Annotated in this window: 1 protein-coding gene; it reads right to left on the minus strand. The window is 60.0% G+C overall.

Going from position 1 to position 20,830, the window contains the following annotated elements; genetic code table 11:
• Positions 1-2 precede the first annotated feature (2 nt).
• Positions 3-20,780 carry a BapA-related adhesin SiiEA gene (gene siiEA / locus FQ015_RS22155; protein WP_160524507.1) on the minus strand — a complete coding sequence of 6,926 codons (20,778 nt, stop codon included), beginning with the start codon at positions 20,778-20,780 and terminating at the stop codon, positions 3-5.
• Positions 20,781-20,830: the final 50 nt, after the last annotated feature.

Here is a 20,830-nt window from a genome sequence, read left to right on the forward strand (position 1 = left end):
CTCTACACCACCATCAACTGATGATTCGCCAGTAAGGTGGCGAGGTCGGTATGCACGCCCGTCAGCGTGACCACGTTAGTTGTCGCAAAGCCGCCGCCCGTGCCGTCACGGTCGATCTGCACGATGGTGTCGCTGCCGCTCTGGGTGACTTTGACAAAATCACCGATGTTTCCGGCCTGCGCATCCAGCGTTGCCACGCCGTTGACATAGCTGGCTTTGCCGTTTCCGGTGTAGCCGCTGCCCTGTAACAGTTCACGAATATCAATGCGATCGGTGTCGGCGGTGCCTTCCCAGGTGCCTACCGTAAAGCCATTCACCACGTCCGATCCGTTGCCGCCGGTAGCGTCACTGGCGCTGAGCAGTTTATAGAGCAAGGTGTCGTGACCGCCGTTACCGATATTAATGGTGTCGTTACCGCCGCGCCCTTCCAGTTGGTTATCGCCGCTGCTGCCGGTCAGAGTGTCATTAAAATTCGAGCCGGAAATCCCCTCGATATTGGTAAATGTCGAGGTATTAAAACCTGTGGCCTGGGCGGTGGTGACGCTTAAGTTAGCGGTCACGCCCACCGTTGAGAGACGGAAATCGACCACGTCCATGCCGCCGTTCGCCAGCCAGGTTCCTGTGCCGGAGCTGTACACCCAGCCGCCGGAGCCGTCGTAGGTGTCGGTGCCTGCGGTGGCGAAGAAGGTGTCGTTATAGCCAGTGCCGACAAACTTGCCGTTGTTGCTCGCCGTACCCGCTTCAGCACTGAGATCGTAAGCGTGAGTAGCATCGTTGGCCTGTAAGCCGCCCCAGCTGGTATTCACCGTCTGGTCGATATTGCTGGCGGTAGTGCCGGTGGATTTGATCAGCACCGCGTTGTAGGTTTCTCCAGCGTTAAGTCCGTAGAAGTTGACCAGCGCCGAGGTGTCGTTAACGCCCATCCCCGACTGCGGGTTGATGATTTGTGTGGCAACCAGCACGCCCGCCGAGTTGTACAGCTTCACGGTATTGCCGTAATAGACGTTAATACCGTTAGGATCGGTGATACGCAGGTGCAGCGAGGTGCCGTAGCTCACCGTGTTAGTGTTACGGATGAGGAACACGCTGCCCGACTGTTTGGTTACCAGCACATCCACCGCGCCGTCCCAGTCGTAGTCCATTGCCGCCACGCCGCTGGTGGTGCCGCTCTGGCTGCCACCGAGTGCCGATTGTGTCCAGTTACTGGCGTTGCTGACGTTAGTATAAAGATACGACTGCCCGGTCTGGGCGATACGGGCGATATCCATTAACCCGTCATGATCCCAGTCGACGGCCAGGCTGAATTGACTGGCATAGGTGGTTGCCGTCGCGCCCACCGCCACCGGGCTACCCAGCACGCCGTTGGTGTTGAATAACAGCGAGCCGTAGTTAGCTCTTCCCTGGCTGGCGGGCAGGAAGAGATCCATATCGCCGTCACCATCGAAATCGGCCCATGTCATGGAAACGGATGTCGAGTTTCCCCCCGAGCCAGGACTACTGAGGAAAGTATTGACGGTGTTTTGTCCCCAGACGAAGGTGCCATTGCCCTGACTTATCAACGATGAGAGGGTGAAGTTGTTGTTCAGGTTGAAAGTGTGCTGAACCAGATCAATTCTGCCGTCATTATTAAGATCGACACCGGAACCTTCGTTGAGTGACAGATAACCGGTTACCGCCCCACCGACCGTAGCACTCCCCCCGTTATTAGCGGTGGTGGAGTTGCCTGTCAGGGTGCCGGCGTTGTTCCACAGGAAGGTATTAGAGTCCGGTCCACCGGCGTCGCCAATCCAGAAATCAAGATAACCGTCGCCCTCTTTATCGAACGCCACAATCGAGCCATACCACGTCAGGGTGCCAACGTTCACCTGGATGGCGCTGGAAAACGTACCATCGCCGTTATTAGTAAAGCCGTTGATATACCCCGTGCCGTAGTCATCACGGGTAATAAACAGATCGCCCGTACCGTTACGGTTGTAATCGGCGATGGAGCTGGTGGCATAGTTGTTGCCACTTTGCACCAGCGTCAGGGCGGTTTTCGACCAGGTGAGCGGATCGGTGGATTGCATAATTTGCTGGTTGGCCAGCACTGTCCACATCCCGTGCGTATCGAGGCCGTAGGTCAGCCCCCATGCGGTAGATTTGCTGGTGGTGGTCCAGGTCGGTGTGTAATCAATCGCTGCGTTAACCGTTACCGTGCCAGTGCTGACGTTAGCGGTGTTACCGTTACCCGCCGAGCTTTTCACCTGCGCGGTGACGTTATAGGCGGTCGCAGACGCCGCCAGCGCGTCGGTATCCGGCAGTTGCACATACCAGGTGTTGTGCGCCGGATCGACCACCACCGCACCGCCCGGTTGCGAGGTGTAAGTTTTGCCGTTGATCACCACTTCAACATACTGCCCACTGGCAAGTGCCGCCGTGATTACGCCGCTGATAATCGGCGTGGTATCGCGTGTGGTTTGATTGGTGATTTGCGCCAGCGTGGTCGGAATAGAGGTATCGACCGTCAGGACAAAATCACTGGAGGAGGTGATATTCCCGGCCAGATCCACCACTCGTGCGCTGTAGGTATAGGCACCGCTGACCAGACCACTGTCGCTGTAAGTCCAGTTCAGCGCGCCGACCATCGTTACCGCACCTAACAGCAGACCGTTACGGTAGAGGTAAACGACTTCACCGCTGGCAAGCGGCGCAGAGAGCACGCCGTTCAGCAACGGCGTGGTGTCGTCGGTGGCCTGCGAATTGCTAAACGTCCCCTGCCGCTGCCCGACATCATCGGTATACGACACAATGGTCGGCGTGGCGGTGGGGTTAATCGTATCGACCACCACCGTTTTCGATACCACCGGACCTGTATTTCCCGCCAGATCCAGCACCCGTACCTGATAAACGTAGCTGCCGTCGGTCAGCGTGCGGCTGTCAGTGTAAGTCCACTGCGTACCGTTGGTGGTGAGCGTGGTCCAGGTCGCGCCGCCATCGAGGCTAATCTGCGCCACTTCGCCGCTGGCAAGCCCCGCCCCCAGCGAACCGGTCAGTGTGAGCGTGGTATCGCTGGTGATAAAGTCGGTGGCCGAACTCCCCGTATCGGTGCTGATGCTGGCGATGGTGAGCACCTGCGCCGGGTTAACGGTGTCAATCTGCGCCGACTGGCTGCCGGTTGCGCCAACGTTGCCCGCTAAATCAACCACCCGCACCTGCCAGGTGGTGGTGCCGTTGGTCAGCGTACGCCCGTCCACATATGTCCAGTTCAGACCGTCTGCGGCAACGGTCACGTTCACCCAGGTTGCACCGTTGTCGGTGCTGATTTGCGCGAACTCATTAGCGCCGAGCGCCGCGCCCAGTACGCCGCGCACGGTAAGCGAGGTGTCGCTGGTAATAAAATCGCTGCTGCTGGCTCCGGTGTCATCGCTGATGCCGGTAATCGTGATGCTCTTCGCTGCTTCCGGGCTGGTAGTGTCGACCACCACATTTTGCGTCGCGGTCTGCCCGACGTTCCCCGCCAGATCCACCACCCGCACCGTGTAGTTCCAGGTGCCGTCGGTCAGTGTGCGACCATCGGCATAGCTCCAGTTGGTGCCGATAACGGTTAAGGTGGTCCAGGTAACGCCGCCGTCGAGGCTGATTTGCGCCCGTTCATCTGCCGCCAGCGCCGCGCCGAGCGTCCCGCGCACGGTCAGCGTAGTGTCACGGGTCACAAAATCGCTGCTGCTTAACCCGGAGTCATCGCTGATGCCCGCAATGACGATGGTTTTGCTCGCCAGCGGCGCGGTGGTATCCACGGTGACTATCTGGCTGGCGGTCGCGCCGATATTTCCGGCGGTGTCGATCACCCGTACCTGATAGTTGTAGTTACCGTCGGTCAGCGTGCGCCCGTCAAGATAAGTCCAGGTTAATCCATTTACCGCCAGATTCTGCCAGGTGGTGCCGCCATCGATACTGATTTGCGCGAACTCACCAGCAGAGAGTGCCGCGCCGAGCGTACCACTCACCGCAAGCGTCGTGTCGCTGGTGACAAAATCATTAGTAATCAGACCTGTATCGGTGGTGATCGCGCTAATGGCGATGGTTTTCACCGCGGGATCTGGCGCAGTAGTGTCGATCACTACATTCTGGCTATCAGTCGCCCCGACGTTGCCCGCCGCATCAATCACCCGCACCTGATAGAGATAGTTACCATCGGTCAGCGTGCGGCTGTCGTTATAGCGCCAGGTCGTGCCGGTAACGGTAAGCGTGGTCCAGGTTACACCGCCGTCGATACTGATTTGCGCCGTCTCGTTGCTGGCAAGCGCGGCGGTGAGCGAGCCGTTGACCACCACCGGGCTGACGCTGGTGATAAAGTCACTGGCGCTAAGGCCAGTGTCGGCTTGCAGGGAATCGATACTAATGCCCATCGCCGGGGCGCTGAGATCGACAGTAATGGTGTGATTGCTGCTACCGATGTTGCCGATAGCGTTGCTCACCGAGGCGTTAATCACGTAGGCGTTGCCGTCCGCCAGCGCGGTGACATCGGCGCTGCCGAGGGTGTAGCTCCAGCTACCGCCGGTCTGTACCGTGGTGGTGTAGGTTTTGCCGTTTAAGGTCAGGGTCAGCGTCTGCCCGACCGGCGCGGTGGTAGTGCCGCTGATCACCAGCGATGTGCCGTGTTCCGCCGCGTTCACCACATCGTCGCCCGCAAAGGTGTTGATGGTGACGGTGGGCACATCGCCGTTCAGCGTCACGCCACGGCTGGCGCTACCGGGGTTTCCGGCCTGATCGCTGACCGTCGCGCTAATGGTGTAGCTGCCGTCGCTTAATCCGGCAAACTGCTGCGCCGGAATAAACACCGACCAGCTTCCGCCACTGCCGACCGTTGCAGTCCAGCTCTGACCGTTAAAGGTGACGCTCACCGTCTGGCCCGCTTCGGCGGTGGTGGTGCCGCTGATGGTCTGCCCGGCAAGCTGCTCGGCGTTGTTGATAATATCGTCACCCGCCACCGTAGCGATGGTGACCGTCGGCGCAACAGTGTCAACAGTCAGGGCGTGCGTGGTTTGACCGGGGTTACCCGCACGGTCGTTCACACTGGCGGTGATGGTCTGCGCGCCTTGCCCGAGTGCTGCCAGATCCGCCACAGGCACGTTCAGCGCCCAGGTGCCATTGGCGGCAACCGTAGCGGTATAGGTTTTGCCGCCAAAGGTGACAGTGACCGTCTGCCCCACTTCCGCGCTGGTCGAGCCGTTAAGGGTTAACGGCTGCTGCTGTTCGGCGGCGTTGAGTCGGTCATCCGTCGAAACGGTATTAATGTTGATAACCGGTGCGGTGAGATCCACCGCCACGCTGCGCGAGGCCGTGGCGCTGTTTCCTGCGCTGTCCTGGGCGGAGGCGCTAACCGTGTAGCTGGTGCCATCCGCCAGTGCCGCGACGTCTGCCGCCGACACATTCACGCTCCAGCTCCCGTTGTTCTGAATGGTGGCGCTGTAGCCCTTGCCATTAAGCAACACGGTCACCACCGTGCCTGTCGCGAAATTAGTGCCAGTGCCGCTCAGGGTCAGCGCACTGCCTGCTTCGGCGGCGTTAATAATATTATCGCCACTGATGGTGCTGACTGAGAGCGACACCACCGCCGTATTGACCTGCACGTTGTGCGTCTGCGTGCTGCTGTTGCCTGCGCTATCGGTGATGGTGGCGCTGATGGTCACCGTGCCGTCTGCAAGGCCGGAAACCACGTTGGCTGGCACGCCAACGCTCCAGTTGCCGCTGGCATCGGTGCTGGTGACATACTGCTGCCCTGCGATGGTCACCACCAGGCGGTCACCCGCCACCGCGCCCGTGGCGGTGCCGCTGATAATCTGCGCCTGAGCGTGTTCGACGTTGTTAATCACGTCATCGCCTGCCACGGTGTTGAAGCTGATGACGGGCGCGGTGGTATCGACGGTGACGCCTTTGCTGGCGCTGCCAGGGTTACCCGCCAGATCGCTGACCGTGGCGGTCAGGGTGTAGCCGTTATTGGCAAGTGCGGTTAAGTCACTGGCAGGCAGCGTTAAGCTCCAGCTGCCGTCTGCCTGCACCGTGGTCTGGTAGTTAGTGCCGTTTAGCGTGACGGTGAGCGTTTGCCCGGTTTCCGCGGTGCTGGTGCCGGACACCGTGACGCCCGCCGCCGCTTCGCTGGCGTTGATGATGTTATCGCTGGCAATGGTGTTGATGGTCACCGTTGGCGCGGCGCTATCGACGCTGTATTCATGCGTTGCCGTGGCACTGTTGCCGTTGACGTTAGTCACCCGCACCTGGGCGCTGGCATCGCCGTCACGCAGAGCCGCCAAATCCGCAGTCGGAACGGTGGTGCTCCAGCTACCGTTTGCCGCCACCGTGGTGGTGTAGGTTTTGCCGCCAAAGGTAATAGTAACGGTTTGTCCCGCTTCGACGCCGGACGTGCTGCCGGAGAGCGTTAGCGCCGCACCTTTTTCAGTGGCGTTAATCACATCATCGCTGGTGATGCTGTTCATGCTGATAGCGACGGTAGTGAGATCAACGCTCACCGGATGGGTAATGCTGGTTTGTGTTCCGGCACTGTTCGCCCCGCTAACGGTAATATTCAGCGTTCCCGCAGGCCAGTTGCTGACATCCGCCGCCGGAACGCCGACGCTCCAGGTGCCGTTCGCCAACACCGTGGCGGCATAAGTTTGGTTATTTATCACCACGGTCAGCGCCGTACCTGCCGTAAAGCCGGAGCTGCTCCCGGTGATCACCTGCGCCTGAGCGTGTTCGATGATATTGACCACATCATCGCCTGCGACGGTATCCACCCGCAGACCGGGCAGACTGGCATCGATGGTGATATCACGCATGCCGCTGCCGGTGTTGCCAACGGCGTTGGTCACCGAGGCGTTAACCGTTAATTCACCGTTACCTAACGCCTGCCAGTCAGCGGCTGGTATGCTTACATTCCAGCTTAAATCTGGCTGGACAGTGGCGGTGTAAGTTTTACCGCCCAGCGTAACGGTGACGGTGCTGCCCGCCACCGCCCCGGTTACCTGGCCGCTGATAGTTTGCGCGCTGCCCGCCTCTGAAGCGTTGATAATATCGTCCGTCGCCACCGGATTAATGGTGACGCCCGGCAGCGCGGTATTGACCTGCACATTATGGCTGGCAGTACTGCTGTTGCCCTGGGCGTTGGTGACGCTCGCCGTCACGCTGTAGGTGGCTTCGCCCAGTGCACTGACCGCCGAGGCGGGCACGGTGACGCTCCAGTTGCCGGAGGCATCGGTGGTGGCGCTGTAGTTTTGTCCGTTCAGGGTGACGGTGATCGCCGTACCCGCAGGCTGATCGCTGGTGCCGGAAAGCGCCAGATCAGATCCTTTTTCCGCCGCGTTGATCACATCATCGCCCGCGATGGTGTTGATGTTAATCGCTGGCGCGGTGAGGTTAACGGTGACGGTTCGGCTGGCGTCGTCGCTGTTGCCCGCCCGATCGCTGACGCTGGCGGTGATGGTCTGTGCGCCGCTACTGAGTGCCGCAACATCCGCTGCTGGAACGCCAACGCTCCAGTTGCCGGAGGCATCCAGCGTCGTGGTATACGTTTTGCCATTGAGCACAACGCTCACCACATCGCCCGCTTCCCCGCCCGTGCTGGTACCGGAGATCACCAGCGCCTGGGCGTGTTCGGCGTCGTTGATGATGTCATCGCCCGCCACGGTGTTAATGGTGAGAACCGGCGCGGTGGTGTCTACCGCCAGATTGTGGCTGGCGCTGCCGGGGTTACCCGCTTTGTCGTTGACCGTGGCGCTGACGGTGTAATTGCTTGCACTCAGCGCGCCCAGGGCTGAAGTGGGAACACTGACGCTCCAGCTACCGTCCTCCTGTACATTACCGGTGTAAGTTGCGCCGTTAAGGGTGACGGTGACCGTCTGCCCGGTTTCGGCGGTGCTGGTGCCGCTGATGGTGAGCGGGCTTCCCGCCTCCGTGGCGTTAAGGATGTCATCGCTGGCGATGGTATTAATGGTGAGCGTCGGTGCGCTGGCGTCAACGCTATACGCATGAGTTGCCGACGCGTTGTTGCCGCTCGCGCTGCTGACACTGGCCTGCACGTTCGCCGCGCCGTCTGGCAAGGTTGCCAGATCTGCCGCTGGAACGTTCACGCTCCAGCTACCGTTGGCGGCGACGCTGGCGGTGTAGTTTTTGCCGCCAAAAGTGACGGTAACGGTTTGCCCACTTTCAATTCCGCTGGTGCTGCCAGAAAGGGTCAGATTGGTGCCTTTTTCGGCGGCGTTAATCACGTCGTCGCTGGCAACGGTGTTGATGCTGATTGCCACAGCCGTTAAATCGACGGTGAACGGATGGCTGACGCTGACCGGGTTTCCGGCGCTGCTCTGGCCTGTCACTTCAACGGTTAACGGCCCCGCAGGCCATGCACTGACGCTTGCTGCTGGAATGCCGACGCTCCAGCTCCCGTCTGCCTGTACCGTGGCAGCATAGGCCACACCGTTGATGGTGACCGTCAGCGCGGCGCCTGCATTCAGGCCGCTACTGCCGCCAGTGATTATCAGCGCCTGCCCATGTTCGATGCTGTTGACGATATCATCGCCCGCGACGGTATCCACGCGCAGACCTGGCAGGTTGGCGTCAATGGTGATATCTCGCGTGCCGCTGCCGGTGTTGCCATTCGCGTTGGTGACCGAGGCGGTAATGGTCAAATCACCATTGCCCAACGCCTGGAGATCGGCTGCCGGAACGCTGACGCTCCAGCTTAAGTTGCCCTGTACCGTAGCGGTGTAAGTGTTACCGCCCAGCGTCACGGTAACTGTATCGCCAGCGGCGGCACGGGTCACCACCCCGCTGATGGTTTGATCGGCCCCGGCTTCGGCGGCGTTGATAATATCGTCGTCCGCCACGGTATTGATGGTGACGCCTGGCAGGCCGCTGTCGACCAGTAAATTCGCCTGGCTGCTGGCGGTGTTGCCTGCCGCACTGGTGGCGCTGGCGCTGACGGTATAGTTAGCCTGACCTAAGGCCGCCAGATCGCTCACCGGCACGGTTAAGGTCCAGTTGCCTGCTGCGTCGGTGGTAGCGCTGTAGTTATGACCGTTGAGCGTGACGGTAACCTGTGCGCCGGTCGCCAGCCCCGTACTGCTACCGCTGATGGTCAACGGCTGGCCTTTTTCATCGGCGTTCAGGACGTTATCGCTGCTGATGGCGTTAAAGGTAATGGTCGGCAGCCCGGTATTGACCGTCACCTGATGGGTGGCGCTGCCGCTGTTACCCCCGGCATCGGTGACGCTGGCGTTAATGGTCACCGTGCCGTTCGCCAGCGCCGAGACGACGCTTGCCGGAACGCCGATGCTCCAGTTACCGCTGGAATCCAGCACGGTGGTGAAGGTATTTGAGCCGATAGTCACCGTCACGGTGCTACCGGTTGCCGCCCCCGTGGCAGAGCCGCTAATGATCTGCGCCTGGGCGTGTTCCGTCGCGTTGATCACATCATCGCCTGCCACCGTGTTGATGGTGACGACCGGAACGGAAGTATCCACCGTCAGGTTGTGGTTAACCGAGGTCGGGTTTCCGGCCTTGTCGCTCACCGCCGCGCTGACGGTGTAGATGCTGGCGGTCAGAGCGCTTAAGTCGGCTGGCGGTACGCTGATACTCCAGCTGCCGTCCGTTTGTACCGTGCCAGTATAGTTTGCGCCATTGAGCGTGACGGTCACCGTCTGCCCGGCTTCCGCCGTGCTGCTGCCGGTGATGGTCAGCGCCGCACCCGCTTCGGCGGCGTTAAGAATATCGTCGCCCGCAATGGTGTTAATGGTCACCGTTGGCGCGGTGGCATCGACGCTGTAAGCGTGGGTAGTGGTGGCACTATTGCCGTTAACGTTGCTGACGCTGGCCTGCGCGCTGGCATCACCATCACGCAGGGCTGCCATATCCGCCGCCGGAACCGTGGTGCTCCAGGAACCATTCGCCGCGACACTTGCAGTATAGGTTTTACCGCCAAAGGTCACGGTGACCGTTTGCCCGGCCTCCACGCCAGAGGTGCTGCCGGAGAGCGTTAATGCCGCGCCTTTTTCAGCGGCGTTAATCACATCATCGGCGGTAATGGCGTTGATGCTGACCGCCACCGCCGAGAGATCGACAGTCACCGGATGCGTAACGCTCACCGGGTTTCCGGCTGTAGTGCTGCCGCTCGCCGTAATCGTCAACGCCCCCGCAGGCCAGGCGCTGACATCTACCGCCGGAACGCCGACGCTCCAGGTGCCATCGGCTAATACCGTCGCGCCGTAGGTGACGTTATTGATCACCACCGTCAGCGCCGCGCCCACCGCCAGCCCGCTGCTGCTACCGGTTATCACCAGTGCCTGACCATGCTCGATGCTATTAACCACATCATCGCCCGCCACGGTATCGACCCGCAGACCGGGGAGATTCGCGTCTATGGTGATTTCGCGCGTGCCGTTACCGGTATTGCCTACGCTGTTCGTTACCGAAGCCGAAATGGTCAGCTCTCCGTTGCCCAACGCCTGTAACGCCGAAGCCGGAACATCGACACTCCAGCTTAAGTCTGCCTGTACCGTAGCGGTGTAAGTCGCCCCACCGAGCGTCACGGTCACCGTATCGCCCGCCGCGGCCCTCGTGACCTGCCCGCTGATAGTTTGAGTTGCCCCCGCTTCGGCGGCGTTAATAATATCGTCCGTTGCCACAACGTTAATGGTGACGCCCGGTAGCGCGGTATTAACCTGCACGTTATGGCTGGCGGAACCGCTATTGCCATCAACATCGGTTGCGGCGGCAGTCACCGTATAAGTCGCTTCACCGAGCGTACCAACCGCAGACGCCGGAACAGTCACGCTCCAGTTCCCGGAAGCATCGGCAGTGGTGGTGTAATTTTGCCCGTTGAGCGTAACAGTTACCTGCGTGCCCGCAGGCTGGTTGCTGGTGCCGGAAATCGACAGATCCGCGCCTTTCTCCGTGGCGTTGATGATGTCATCGACGGCGATGGTGTTAATGGCGAGTATCGGTGCACCGAGCGCCACGCTGACAGTGTGCGAGGCCGTGCCGCTGTTGCCTGCGGAGTCGGTAACCGTGGCGGTAATGGTCACATCGCCCTGGGCCAGCGCGGAAATCACGCTGGCAGGCACACCGATGCTCCAGTTGCCGTTGGCGTCCAGCACGGTGGTGTAGGTGGTCGTGCCAATCGTCACGGAAACCGTGTTACCCGTCGTCGCGCCCGTTGCCGAGCCGCTGATAATCTGCGCCTGAGCATGTTCCGTGGCGTTAATGATGTCATCGCCCGCTACCGTGTTAATGGTGACGACCGGAGCGGCAAGATCCACCGTCAGGTTATGCGTTGCCGAGGTTGGGTTGCCCGCTTTGTCGCTGACCGCCGCGCTCACCGTATAGGGGCTGGCGGTAAGGTCGGCTAAATCGCCAGTTGGTACGCTGACGCTCCAGCTCCCGTCTGTCTGCACGTTGCCGCTGTAATTGACGCCGTTTAGCGTCACGGTCACTGTCTGCCCGGCTTCTGCGGTGCTGGTGCCGCTGATAGTCAGCGCCGATCCCGCTTCGGTGGCATTAAGAATATCGTCGCTGGCGATGGTGTTGATAGTAACGGAGGGCGCGGTGGCATCGACGCTATAAACATGCGTTGCCTGGGCGTTGTTACCCGCGACGTTGCTGACGCTGGCCTGGACGTTTGCTGCGCCATCCGGCAAGGTTGCGAGATCGGCGGCTGGGATCGTCAGCCCCCAGGTATTATCCGCGGCAACCGTGGTGATGTAGCTTTTGCCACCGAAAATAACGGTAATAGTCTGCCCCGCTTCCACATCTGAGGTGGTGCCGGAAAGCTGCAAATCAGTGCCTTTCTCGGCGGCGTTTATCACATCGTCAGTGGAAAGGGTGTTGATGGTAATCGCCACGGCCGCAAGATCGACGGTCACCGGATGGCTAATGCTGGTTGTGGTTCCGGCGGTATTAGTGCCAGAGACGGCAATATTGACCGTCCCCGCAGGCCAGTTTGTGACATCTGCCGCCGGAACACCGACGCTCCAGGTGCCATCGGCGAGTACCGTTGCGCCGTAGGTGACGCTATTGATAACCACCGTCAACGCCGCCCCCGCCGCCAGTCCGGTACTGCTACCGGTGACCACCAGTGCCTGAACGTGCTCAATGCTGTTAATCACATCATCGCCTGCCACGGTATCAACCCGCAGACCTGGCAAGTTGGCATCTATCACGATGTCGCGCGTCGCGGTGCCAGTATTACCCACGCCATTAGTCACCGAGGCGCTGATGGTCAGTTCTCCGTTGCCCAGCGCCTGCAAAACGTTCGCAGGTACGCTGACGCTCCAGCTTAAATCTGGCTGCACGGTGGCAATGTATTGATTACCGCCGAGCGTGACAGTGACCGAATCTCCTGCTGCTGCCGTCCCCGTAACCTGTCCGCTGAGGGTCTGGTTAACGGCGATTTCAGCGGCGTTGATAATGTCATCACCCGCCACAGTATTAATGATTACCCCTGGCAGGAGCGATTCGACATTCACCGTATGGGTAGTACTACCGCTGTTACCCGCGCTGTCGGTGGCGCTGGCGCTAATCGAATAAACCGCCTCGCCCAGTGCGCCGACCGCCGAAGCCGGCACGGTAACGCTCCAGTTGCCGGAGCCGTCGGTGGTGGCGCTGTACGCCAGGCCGTTCAACATCACGGTGACCGTAGTGCCTGCCGCCAGGCCGCTGGAGACGCCGCTGATGATCAGATCCTGGGTCTTCTCCGCATTATTAATAATGTCATCACCGGAGACAGTGTTAATGGTCAGCGTCGGGCCACTGAGATCAACGGTCACATCGTGAGTCGTGCTGTCGCTGTTGCCCGCGCGATCGCTCAGGCTGGCGGTGATGGTCTGGCTACCGGTTGCCAGTGCCGTGACATCCGCCGCCGGAATACCCACACTCCAGTTACCGGAGGCGTCCAGCGTTGTGGTGTAGTTTTTACCGTTCAGATTAACCGTGACCACATCGCCCGCCGCCGCGCCCGTACTGGTGCCGCTCACCACCAGCGCCTGACCATGTTCGATGGCGTTGATAATGTCATCGCCCGCGACGGTATTAATGGTGAGATCCGGCGCGGTAACGTCCACCGCCAGTGCATGATCCGCGCTTGCCGGGTTGCCCGCTTTGTCGCTCACCGTGGCGGTCACGGTATAACTGCTGGCGGTTAATCCGCTTAAATCTGTCGCCGGAACGTTCACACTCCAAGTGCCATCGGCCTGGACGGTAGTCTGGTACGTATTGTTATTGAGCGTGACAGTCAGCGTCTGCCCGGCCTGCGCCGTGGTGGTGCCGCTGATGGTTATCCCCGCGCCCGCTTCACTCACGTTGAGAATATCGTCGCTGGCGATGGTGTTGATGGTCACAAGCGGCGCGGCGGCATCGACGCTGTACGCGCGATCGGCCTGGGCGCTGTTGCCGTTAATGTTGCTGACGCTCGCCTGCACGTTGCCCGCGCCGTCCGGCAACGCAGCGAGATCGGCAGGCGGCACATTCACCGTCCAGCTACCGTTGGCTTCCACAGTGGTGGTGTAATTTTTACCGCCAAAAGTGACGGTCACCGTCTGCCCGGCTTCTACACCGCTGGTACTGCCGCTCACCACCAGCGTTTCGCCTTTTTCGACGGCATTGATCACATCATCGCCGGAGAGAGTGTTAATGGTTATGGCGACCACCGCCAGATCGACGGTAACCGGATGGGTAATGGTGGAGGTTGTTCCGGCACTGTTAGTGCCGCTTACCGTGATATCCACCGTCCCCGCAGGCCAGTTGCTGACGTCTGCCGCCGGAACGCCGAGGTTCCATGTACCATCAGCTAACACCGTGGCAGCGTAAGTGACGTTGTTAATCACGACTGTTAATGCCGTTCCTGCCGTCAGCCCGGTGCTGCTACCTGTTATCACCAGCGCCTGATTATGCTCAATGCTGTTAATAACATCATCGCCCGCCACGGTATCGACCCGCAAACCAGGCAGATTGGCATCGATAGTGATATCGCGCGAGCCGCTGCCGCTGTTGCCCACGATGTTGGTGACCGAGGCGTTAACTGTCAGGTCGCCGTTACCCAGCGCCTGAATATCCGCCGCCGGAACGCTGACACTCCAGCTTAAATTAGCCTGCACAGTGGCGGTGTAGGTGTTGCCGCCCAGCGTGACGGTGACCGTATCTCCCTGCGCCGCGCCCGTTACCTGGCCGCTGATGGTTTGCGCACTGCCCGCTTCGGCGGCGTTAATAATGTCATCGGTTGCCACTGCGTTAATGGTAACGCCAGGTAAGGCGCTGTTGACCAGCACATTATGGCTGGCGGAATTACTGTTGCCCGCGCTATCGGTGACGTTCGCGGTTACTGTGTAGTTAGCTTCACCCAACGCGCTAACCGCTGACGCTGGCACCGTGGCGCTCCAGTTGCCACTGCTATCGGTGGTAGCGGTGTAATTTTGTCCGTTCAGCGTCACTGTAATGGTGGTGCCTGCGGGCTGATTACTGGTGCCAGTAATTTGCAGATCCGCGCCTTTTTCTGTGGCGTTAATCACATCATCGGTGGCGATAGTATTGATACCTATCGTTGGCGAGGTGAGATTCACGGTGACCGTGCGGCTGGCATCATCGCTGTTGCCTGCCGCATCGGTAATTGCCGCAGTGATGGTTTGCGGGCCGCTGCCCAGCGCAGTGACGTCTGCTGCCGGAACGCCGACGCTCCAGTTGCCGGAGGCGTCCAGCGTGGTAGTGTAGGTTTTACTGTTTAACGTGATGGTGATGACATTGCCCGCTTCCCCGCCAGTGCTGGAACCGGAGATCACCAGCGCCTGTCCGTGTTCGGCGGCGTTAATGATGTCATCGCCGGAGACGGTGTTAATGGTTAAAACTGGCACGGTGAGATCCACCGACAGGCCGTGAGTGGCGGTCGCCGGGTTACCCGCTTTGTCGCTTACCGAGGCGCTGACCGTGTACGGGCTGGCGGTCAGATTGCTGAGATCTGTTGTCGGCACGCTGACGCTCCAGCTACCGCCCGCCTGAACGGTGCCGATGTAAGCCACACCATTAAGCGTGACGGTTACCGTTTGCCCCGCTTCGGCGGTGCTGGTGCCGCTGATGGTTAACGGATTGCCCGCCTCAGCGGCGTTAAGAATATCGTCTGTGGCAATAGTGTTAATGGCAAGCGTCGGTGCCGTGGCGTCGACGCTGTAGGCGTGGGTTGCCGAAGCCGTGTTGCCGTTAATATTGCTGACACTGGCCTGTACTGTGGCGTCGCCGTCGCGTAACGCGCTGAGATCGGCGGCGGGTACGGTGGTTGTCCAGCTGCCATCGCCCGCTACGGTAGCGGTATAGGTTTTGCCGCCAAAGGTGACGGTGACGGTTTGCCCCGCTTCCACGCCGGAAGTACTGCCGGAAAGGGTTAAATCTGCCCCTTTTTCGGCGGCGTTAATCACATCGTCGCCGGAAACGGTGTTAATGGAGATCGCCACCGCTGCCAGATCGACGGTGACCGGATGGGTGATGGTGGAGGTTGTTCCGGCAGTGTTAGTGCCGCTTACCGTGATATCCACCGTCCCCGCAGGCCAGTTGCCCACGTCTGCCGCCGGAACGCCAACGCTCCATGTGCCATCGGCTAATACTGTCGCGCCATAGGTGACGTTATTGATCACCACCGTCAGCGCCGCGCCCGCCGCCAGCCCGCTGCTGCTACCGGTTATCACCAGTGCCTGAGCGTGCTCGATGCTGTTAACCACATCATCGCCCGCCACGGTATCAACGCGCAGACCTGGCAGATTGGCATCGATAGTGATATCGCGCGAGCCGCTGCCCGTGTTGCCAACGCCATTGGTGACCGAGGCGTTAACTGTCAGGTCGCCGTTGCCCAGCGCCTGAATATCCGCCGCTGGAACGTCCACACTCCAGCTTAAATTAGCCTGCACCGTAGCGGTGTAGGTGTTGCCGCCCAGCGTGACGGTGACCGTATCGCCCGCCGCCGCGCCCGTCACCTGGCCGCTGATGGTCTGCGCCACGCCCGATTCCGCCGCGTTAATAATATCGTCGGTCGCCACCGGATTAATGGTGACACCCGGCAGCGCGGTATTCACCTGCACGTTATGGCTGGCGGAATTGCTATTGCCCGCGCTGTCGGTGACGTTCGCCGTCACCGTGTAACTGGCTTCGCCCAGCGCACCGACGGCAGAGGCTGGCACCGTGGTGCTCCAGTTGCCTGCGGCGTCCGTCGTGGCGGAGTAATTTTGCCCGTCCAGCGTCACCGTAATTGTGGTGCCTGCGGGCTGATTACTGGTGCCGGAAATTTGCAGATCCGCGCCTTTTTCCGTGGCATTAATCACGTCATCGCTGGCAATGGGGTTGATGCCAATGGTCGGCGCGGTAAGGTTAACGGTGACCGTGTGCGTCTCGTTGTCGCTGTTGCCAGCCACATCGGTAACGGTCGCCGTCACGGTTTGCGGGCCGCTGCCCAGCGCAGAGACATCCGCAGCCGGAACGCCGACGCTCCAGTTGCCGGAAGCATCCAGCGTCGTGGTGTAGGTTTTACTGTTTAGCGTGACGCTGACGACATCGCCCGCTTCTCCGCCGGTGCTGGAACCGGAAATCACCAGCGCCTGCCCGTGTTCGGCGGCGTTAATAATATCATCGCCCGCAATGGTGCTAATGGTCAGTACCGGAACGGTGAGATCCACCGCCAGATTATGCGTGGTGCTCGCCGGGTTGCCCGCTTTGTCATTGACTGTTGCCGTCAGAGTGTGGCTGCCATCCGTCAATGCCTCAAGATCTGCCGCCGGAATAGTAATACTCCAGCTGCCGTCGGCCTGCACCGTTGCCTGATACGTCTGCACGGTCGGGCTATTGAGCGTTACCGTAACAATCTGCCCCGCTTCAGCGGTGGTGCTGCCGCTCACCGTCACGCCCGTATCAGCTTCGCTGGCGTTAACGATATTGTCGCTGGCAACGGTATTGATAATGATGGTCGGCGCGCTGCTATCGACGCTGTAGTTATGCACCGCCGAGGCGCTATTGCCATTGATATTGCTGACGCTGGCCTGCGCGGAGGCGCTACCCTCAGGTAATGCTGCCAGATCGGCGGCAGGAACGGTGGCAGTCCAGCTACCATCGCTCGCCACGCTGGCGGTGTAATTTTTCCCGCCAAAGGTGACGGTGATGGTTTGACCGGGTTCTACATTCGTGGTGGTGCCGGAAAGGGTTAAATCAGCGCCTTTTTCTGCGGCGTTAATCACGTCGTCCGTAGCGATGGTGTTGATGGTGATCGCCGCCGGCGTGAGATCGACCGTTACCGGATGCGTAATGCTTATCGGATTTCCGGCGCTACTTTCCCCGGATACGGTAACTGTCACTGTTCCCGCAGGCCAGGCGCTAACCTGCGCCGCCGTGACGCCCACGCTCCAGCTACCATCAGCCTGCACCGCAGTGGTGTATTCCACATTATTAATCGTAACTGTAAGCGGGGTGCCTTCAGCCAGCCCTGAGCTGCTGCCGCTGACCACCAGCGCCTGCCCGTGTTCGATGATATTGACCACATCATCGCCCGCTACCGTATCGACCCGCAGACCGGGCAGATTGGCGTCAATGGTGATATCCCGCGTGCCGCTGCCGGTGTTGCCGTTTTGATTGGTGACCGAGGCGCTCACCGTTAAATCACCATTACCCAGCGCCTGAATATCCGCCGCCGGAACGCTCACGCTCCAGCTTAAATTGGCCTGCACGGTGGCGGTGTAAGTATTACCGCCCAGCGTAACGGTTACCGTGTCGCCAACGGCAGCTCCGGTAACCTGCCCGCTGATGGTTTGCGCTACGCCCGCTTCGGCGGCGTTAATAACATCGTCGGCTGCCACCGGGTTAATGGTCACGCCGGGCAGCGCGCTGTCGACCAGCACGTTATGGCTGGCGGTGTTGCTGTTGCCGATATTACTCGTCACCGCCGCCGTTACCGTGTAGTTGGCCTGGCCCAGTGCGGTTACCGCCGATGCCGGAACGGTGACGCTCCAGTTGCCGGAGGCGTCGGTCGTGGTGGTGTAATTTTGCCCGTTCAGCGTCACGGTGATGGTGGTATTAACAGGCTGATCGCTGGTGCCGGTAATTTGAACATCAGCCCCTTTTTCGCTGGCGTTAATCACATCATCGCCCGCGATAGTGTTAATGCCAATCACCGGCGCGGCGGTATCAACCGTGACGGTCAGTGACTGGCTACCCGTATTTCCGGCGCGATCAGTCACTGAAACGTTGATCGGATAACTGCCGTCCACCAGTCCGCTGACAACGGAGGCCGGAACGCCCAGACTCCAGTTGCCGGAAGCATCCACCACCGTGGTGTAATCCACATCATTCAGCGTAACGGTGACAATATCGCCCGCCTGCGCGCCGGTGACCGTGCCGCTGATGATTTGCGCCTGGGTATGTTCCGGCGTGTTAATGACGTTATCGGTTGCCACCGGATTAATGGTCACCACCGGCGGCGTGGCATCGACCAGCGCCACCCGTGAGACGCTGGTCAGGTTACCCGCGACATCGTTCACGCTGGCTGTCACCGTGGCGTTGCCGTCAGCCAGTGCGCCAACGTTGGCGGCGGGAACGGTCACGCTCCAGGTGCCATCTGACTGCACGACGCCCTGATAGGTCTGCCCATTAAGCGTGACGGTCACCGTCTGCCCCGGCTGAGCGTCGGTGGTGCCCGTGATTTGCAGATCCTGACCACTTTCGGCGGCGTTGATGATGTTATCAGCCGTCAGCGAGTCGATGCTTAAGGCCGGGGCCTGGCTGTCGACGGTAATGGTGCGGGAGGTGTTGCCGGTATTGCCGCTGAGATCCGTCACTGAAGCGGTAATCGCCACCGCACCGTCAGGCAGATTTCCCATCGCGGCGGCAGGTACCGTCAGACTCCAGGAGCCATCGGCCTGTACGGTAGTGGTAAAACTCTGTCCAGCCAGGGTTACTGTGACGGTTTGTCCTGTCTCGGCCTGTTGAGTGCTACCGGTAAGGGTCAGTGGCGCACCTTTTTCTGCGCCACTGATAATGTCATCGCCGGAGACGGTGTTAATGGTGATCAACGGAGAAACACCGACCAGCGTGATTGCTCGAGACGCCGCGCCGGTATTTCCTGCAGCATCTGTCACGGTGACGAAAATCGTATTGGCTCCGCGATCCAGCGTGCGGGTTACCGCCGGGTCCAGTGCCACATTCCAGCTGCCATCTGCCAGCACGATGCCCGTCAGGACATGAGTGCCCAATTTCACCGTTACCGTACCGCCTGGAGAAGCACCGCTGACTTGTCCGGAGATGATCTGCGCGACGGCCTGCTCGGCATTATTAAGAATATCGTCGCCCGCCACGGTGTTAACGCTGACCACGGGTGCTGAGGTGTCTACCGTGAAATTCGCGCTGTTGCTGGTGGTGTTCCCTGCCCGATCGCTGACACTGGCATTGACAGCGTAGTTCCCCTCCGCCAGTGCCTGGACCTCCATGGCAGGCAGCGTCACTTGCCAGGTTCCGTCGCTACCGACGGTTGCTGAATGGCTTTTCCCGTTGACGGTCAGGGTTACTGTTTGCCCCGCTTCTGCATTCGAAGTGCCGCTCAGTACCAGCGCGGCGTTATGTTCCGCAGCACTGACGATGTTGTCCTGAGCGATGGTGTTGATAGCAAGTGTTGGCGGCTGGGTATCGACCGTTAGCAGCTGCGCGCCAGTGACCGTATTGCCCGTGGCATCTTTCCCACTGACCAGCACCGCCTGATTCCCTTCGCCTAACGCCTGCGCATCGGCGGTCGGCACCTGCACGCTCCATCCACCGTTAGCACCTACGCTGGTGGTGTAGGTTTTGCCGTTTAGCGTGACGGTGAGTTCCGTTCCCTGCGCCAGGTTGCTCGTAGTGCCAGAAAGGGTAAACCCGGCGGCCTGTTCGCTGGCGTTAATGATGTTATCGCCTGCGGTGGTGGCGAGCTGTACGGCGGCCTGACTATTGTCGATGGTTAACGTTATCGACCCGGCGTTGGTAATGGTGCTCCCAACAATTTGCACCACCGACCAGGTGTGTTCGCCCGCACTTTGCGTAGGCAAATCGACGCTCCAGCGTCCATCGCTACCGACCTGGGTACTGGCGATGGTGTCACCATTGCTGTCTTTAATCTGGATGGTCGCCCCCACCTGTCCGCTGCCGCTAAAGGTTGGCGTAGTGTCATCGGTGATATCGTTGGCGGAAAGAATACCGCGTTGATCGCCCTGGTTATCGGTTACCAAAAACGATGGCGTGGCGTTGCCAGGCTCGGCAGGTGGCGGAGGGTTATTAACCACTTCCGTTTTTGAATCGTCGTCGCCACCGCTTGCCAGTAATGCGCCAAGCGCGCCACCGCCTACCGCAGCACCCGCCAGCCATCCCCACGGGAAGGCGCTGGTCTGAGCGACGGTATCAAGATACGGCGCAATACTTTCAATCGCGGTAGTCTGGGCGCTCAGTTCAACGGGCGCTAAGCCACCGGCGGCGGTATCGGCAAAGGTGACATGTGTCAGCTGTTGACCATCGGCAAACACCAGTTGAGATTGTTCGCTGGTATTTGCCGCTTGCAGGAAATAACCGTTGCAGCGGATCACCGTGCCGTCTTGCATATAGATCAACAGGTCATTTCCGTCACGGACATAACGCACAACAGCAGATGCCTGAGCATGAACCTGCACCACGGAGGGCTCATAAATGACAACCGTAACGTCGCCAGGATTAATCAGCGTTTGTTTGACGGATGTTTTTCGCGAAATAACATCAATAATCAGGCTCATAATGGCATTCCTGATAAATGGCGCATATCCTTAGCGAGTCCATTTATCTA

It is taken from the genome of Escherichia sp. HH26CH, assembly GCF_009820205.1.
GTDB lineage: Bacteria > Pseudomonadota > Gammaproteobacteria > Enterobacterales > Enterobacteriaceae > Escherichia > Escherichia coli_F.

Excerpts from the sequence above, each read along its gene's own strand:
- siiEA (WP_160524507.1), bottom strand. The coding sequence starts at position 20,780 with ATGAGCCTGATTATTGATGTTATTTCGCGAAAAACATCCGTCAAACAA.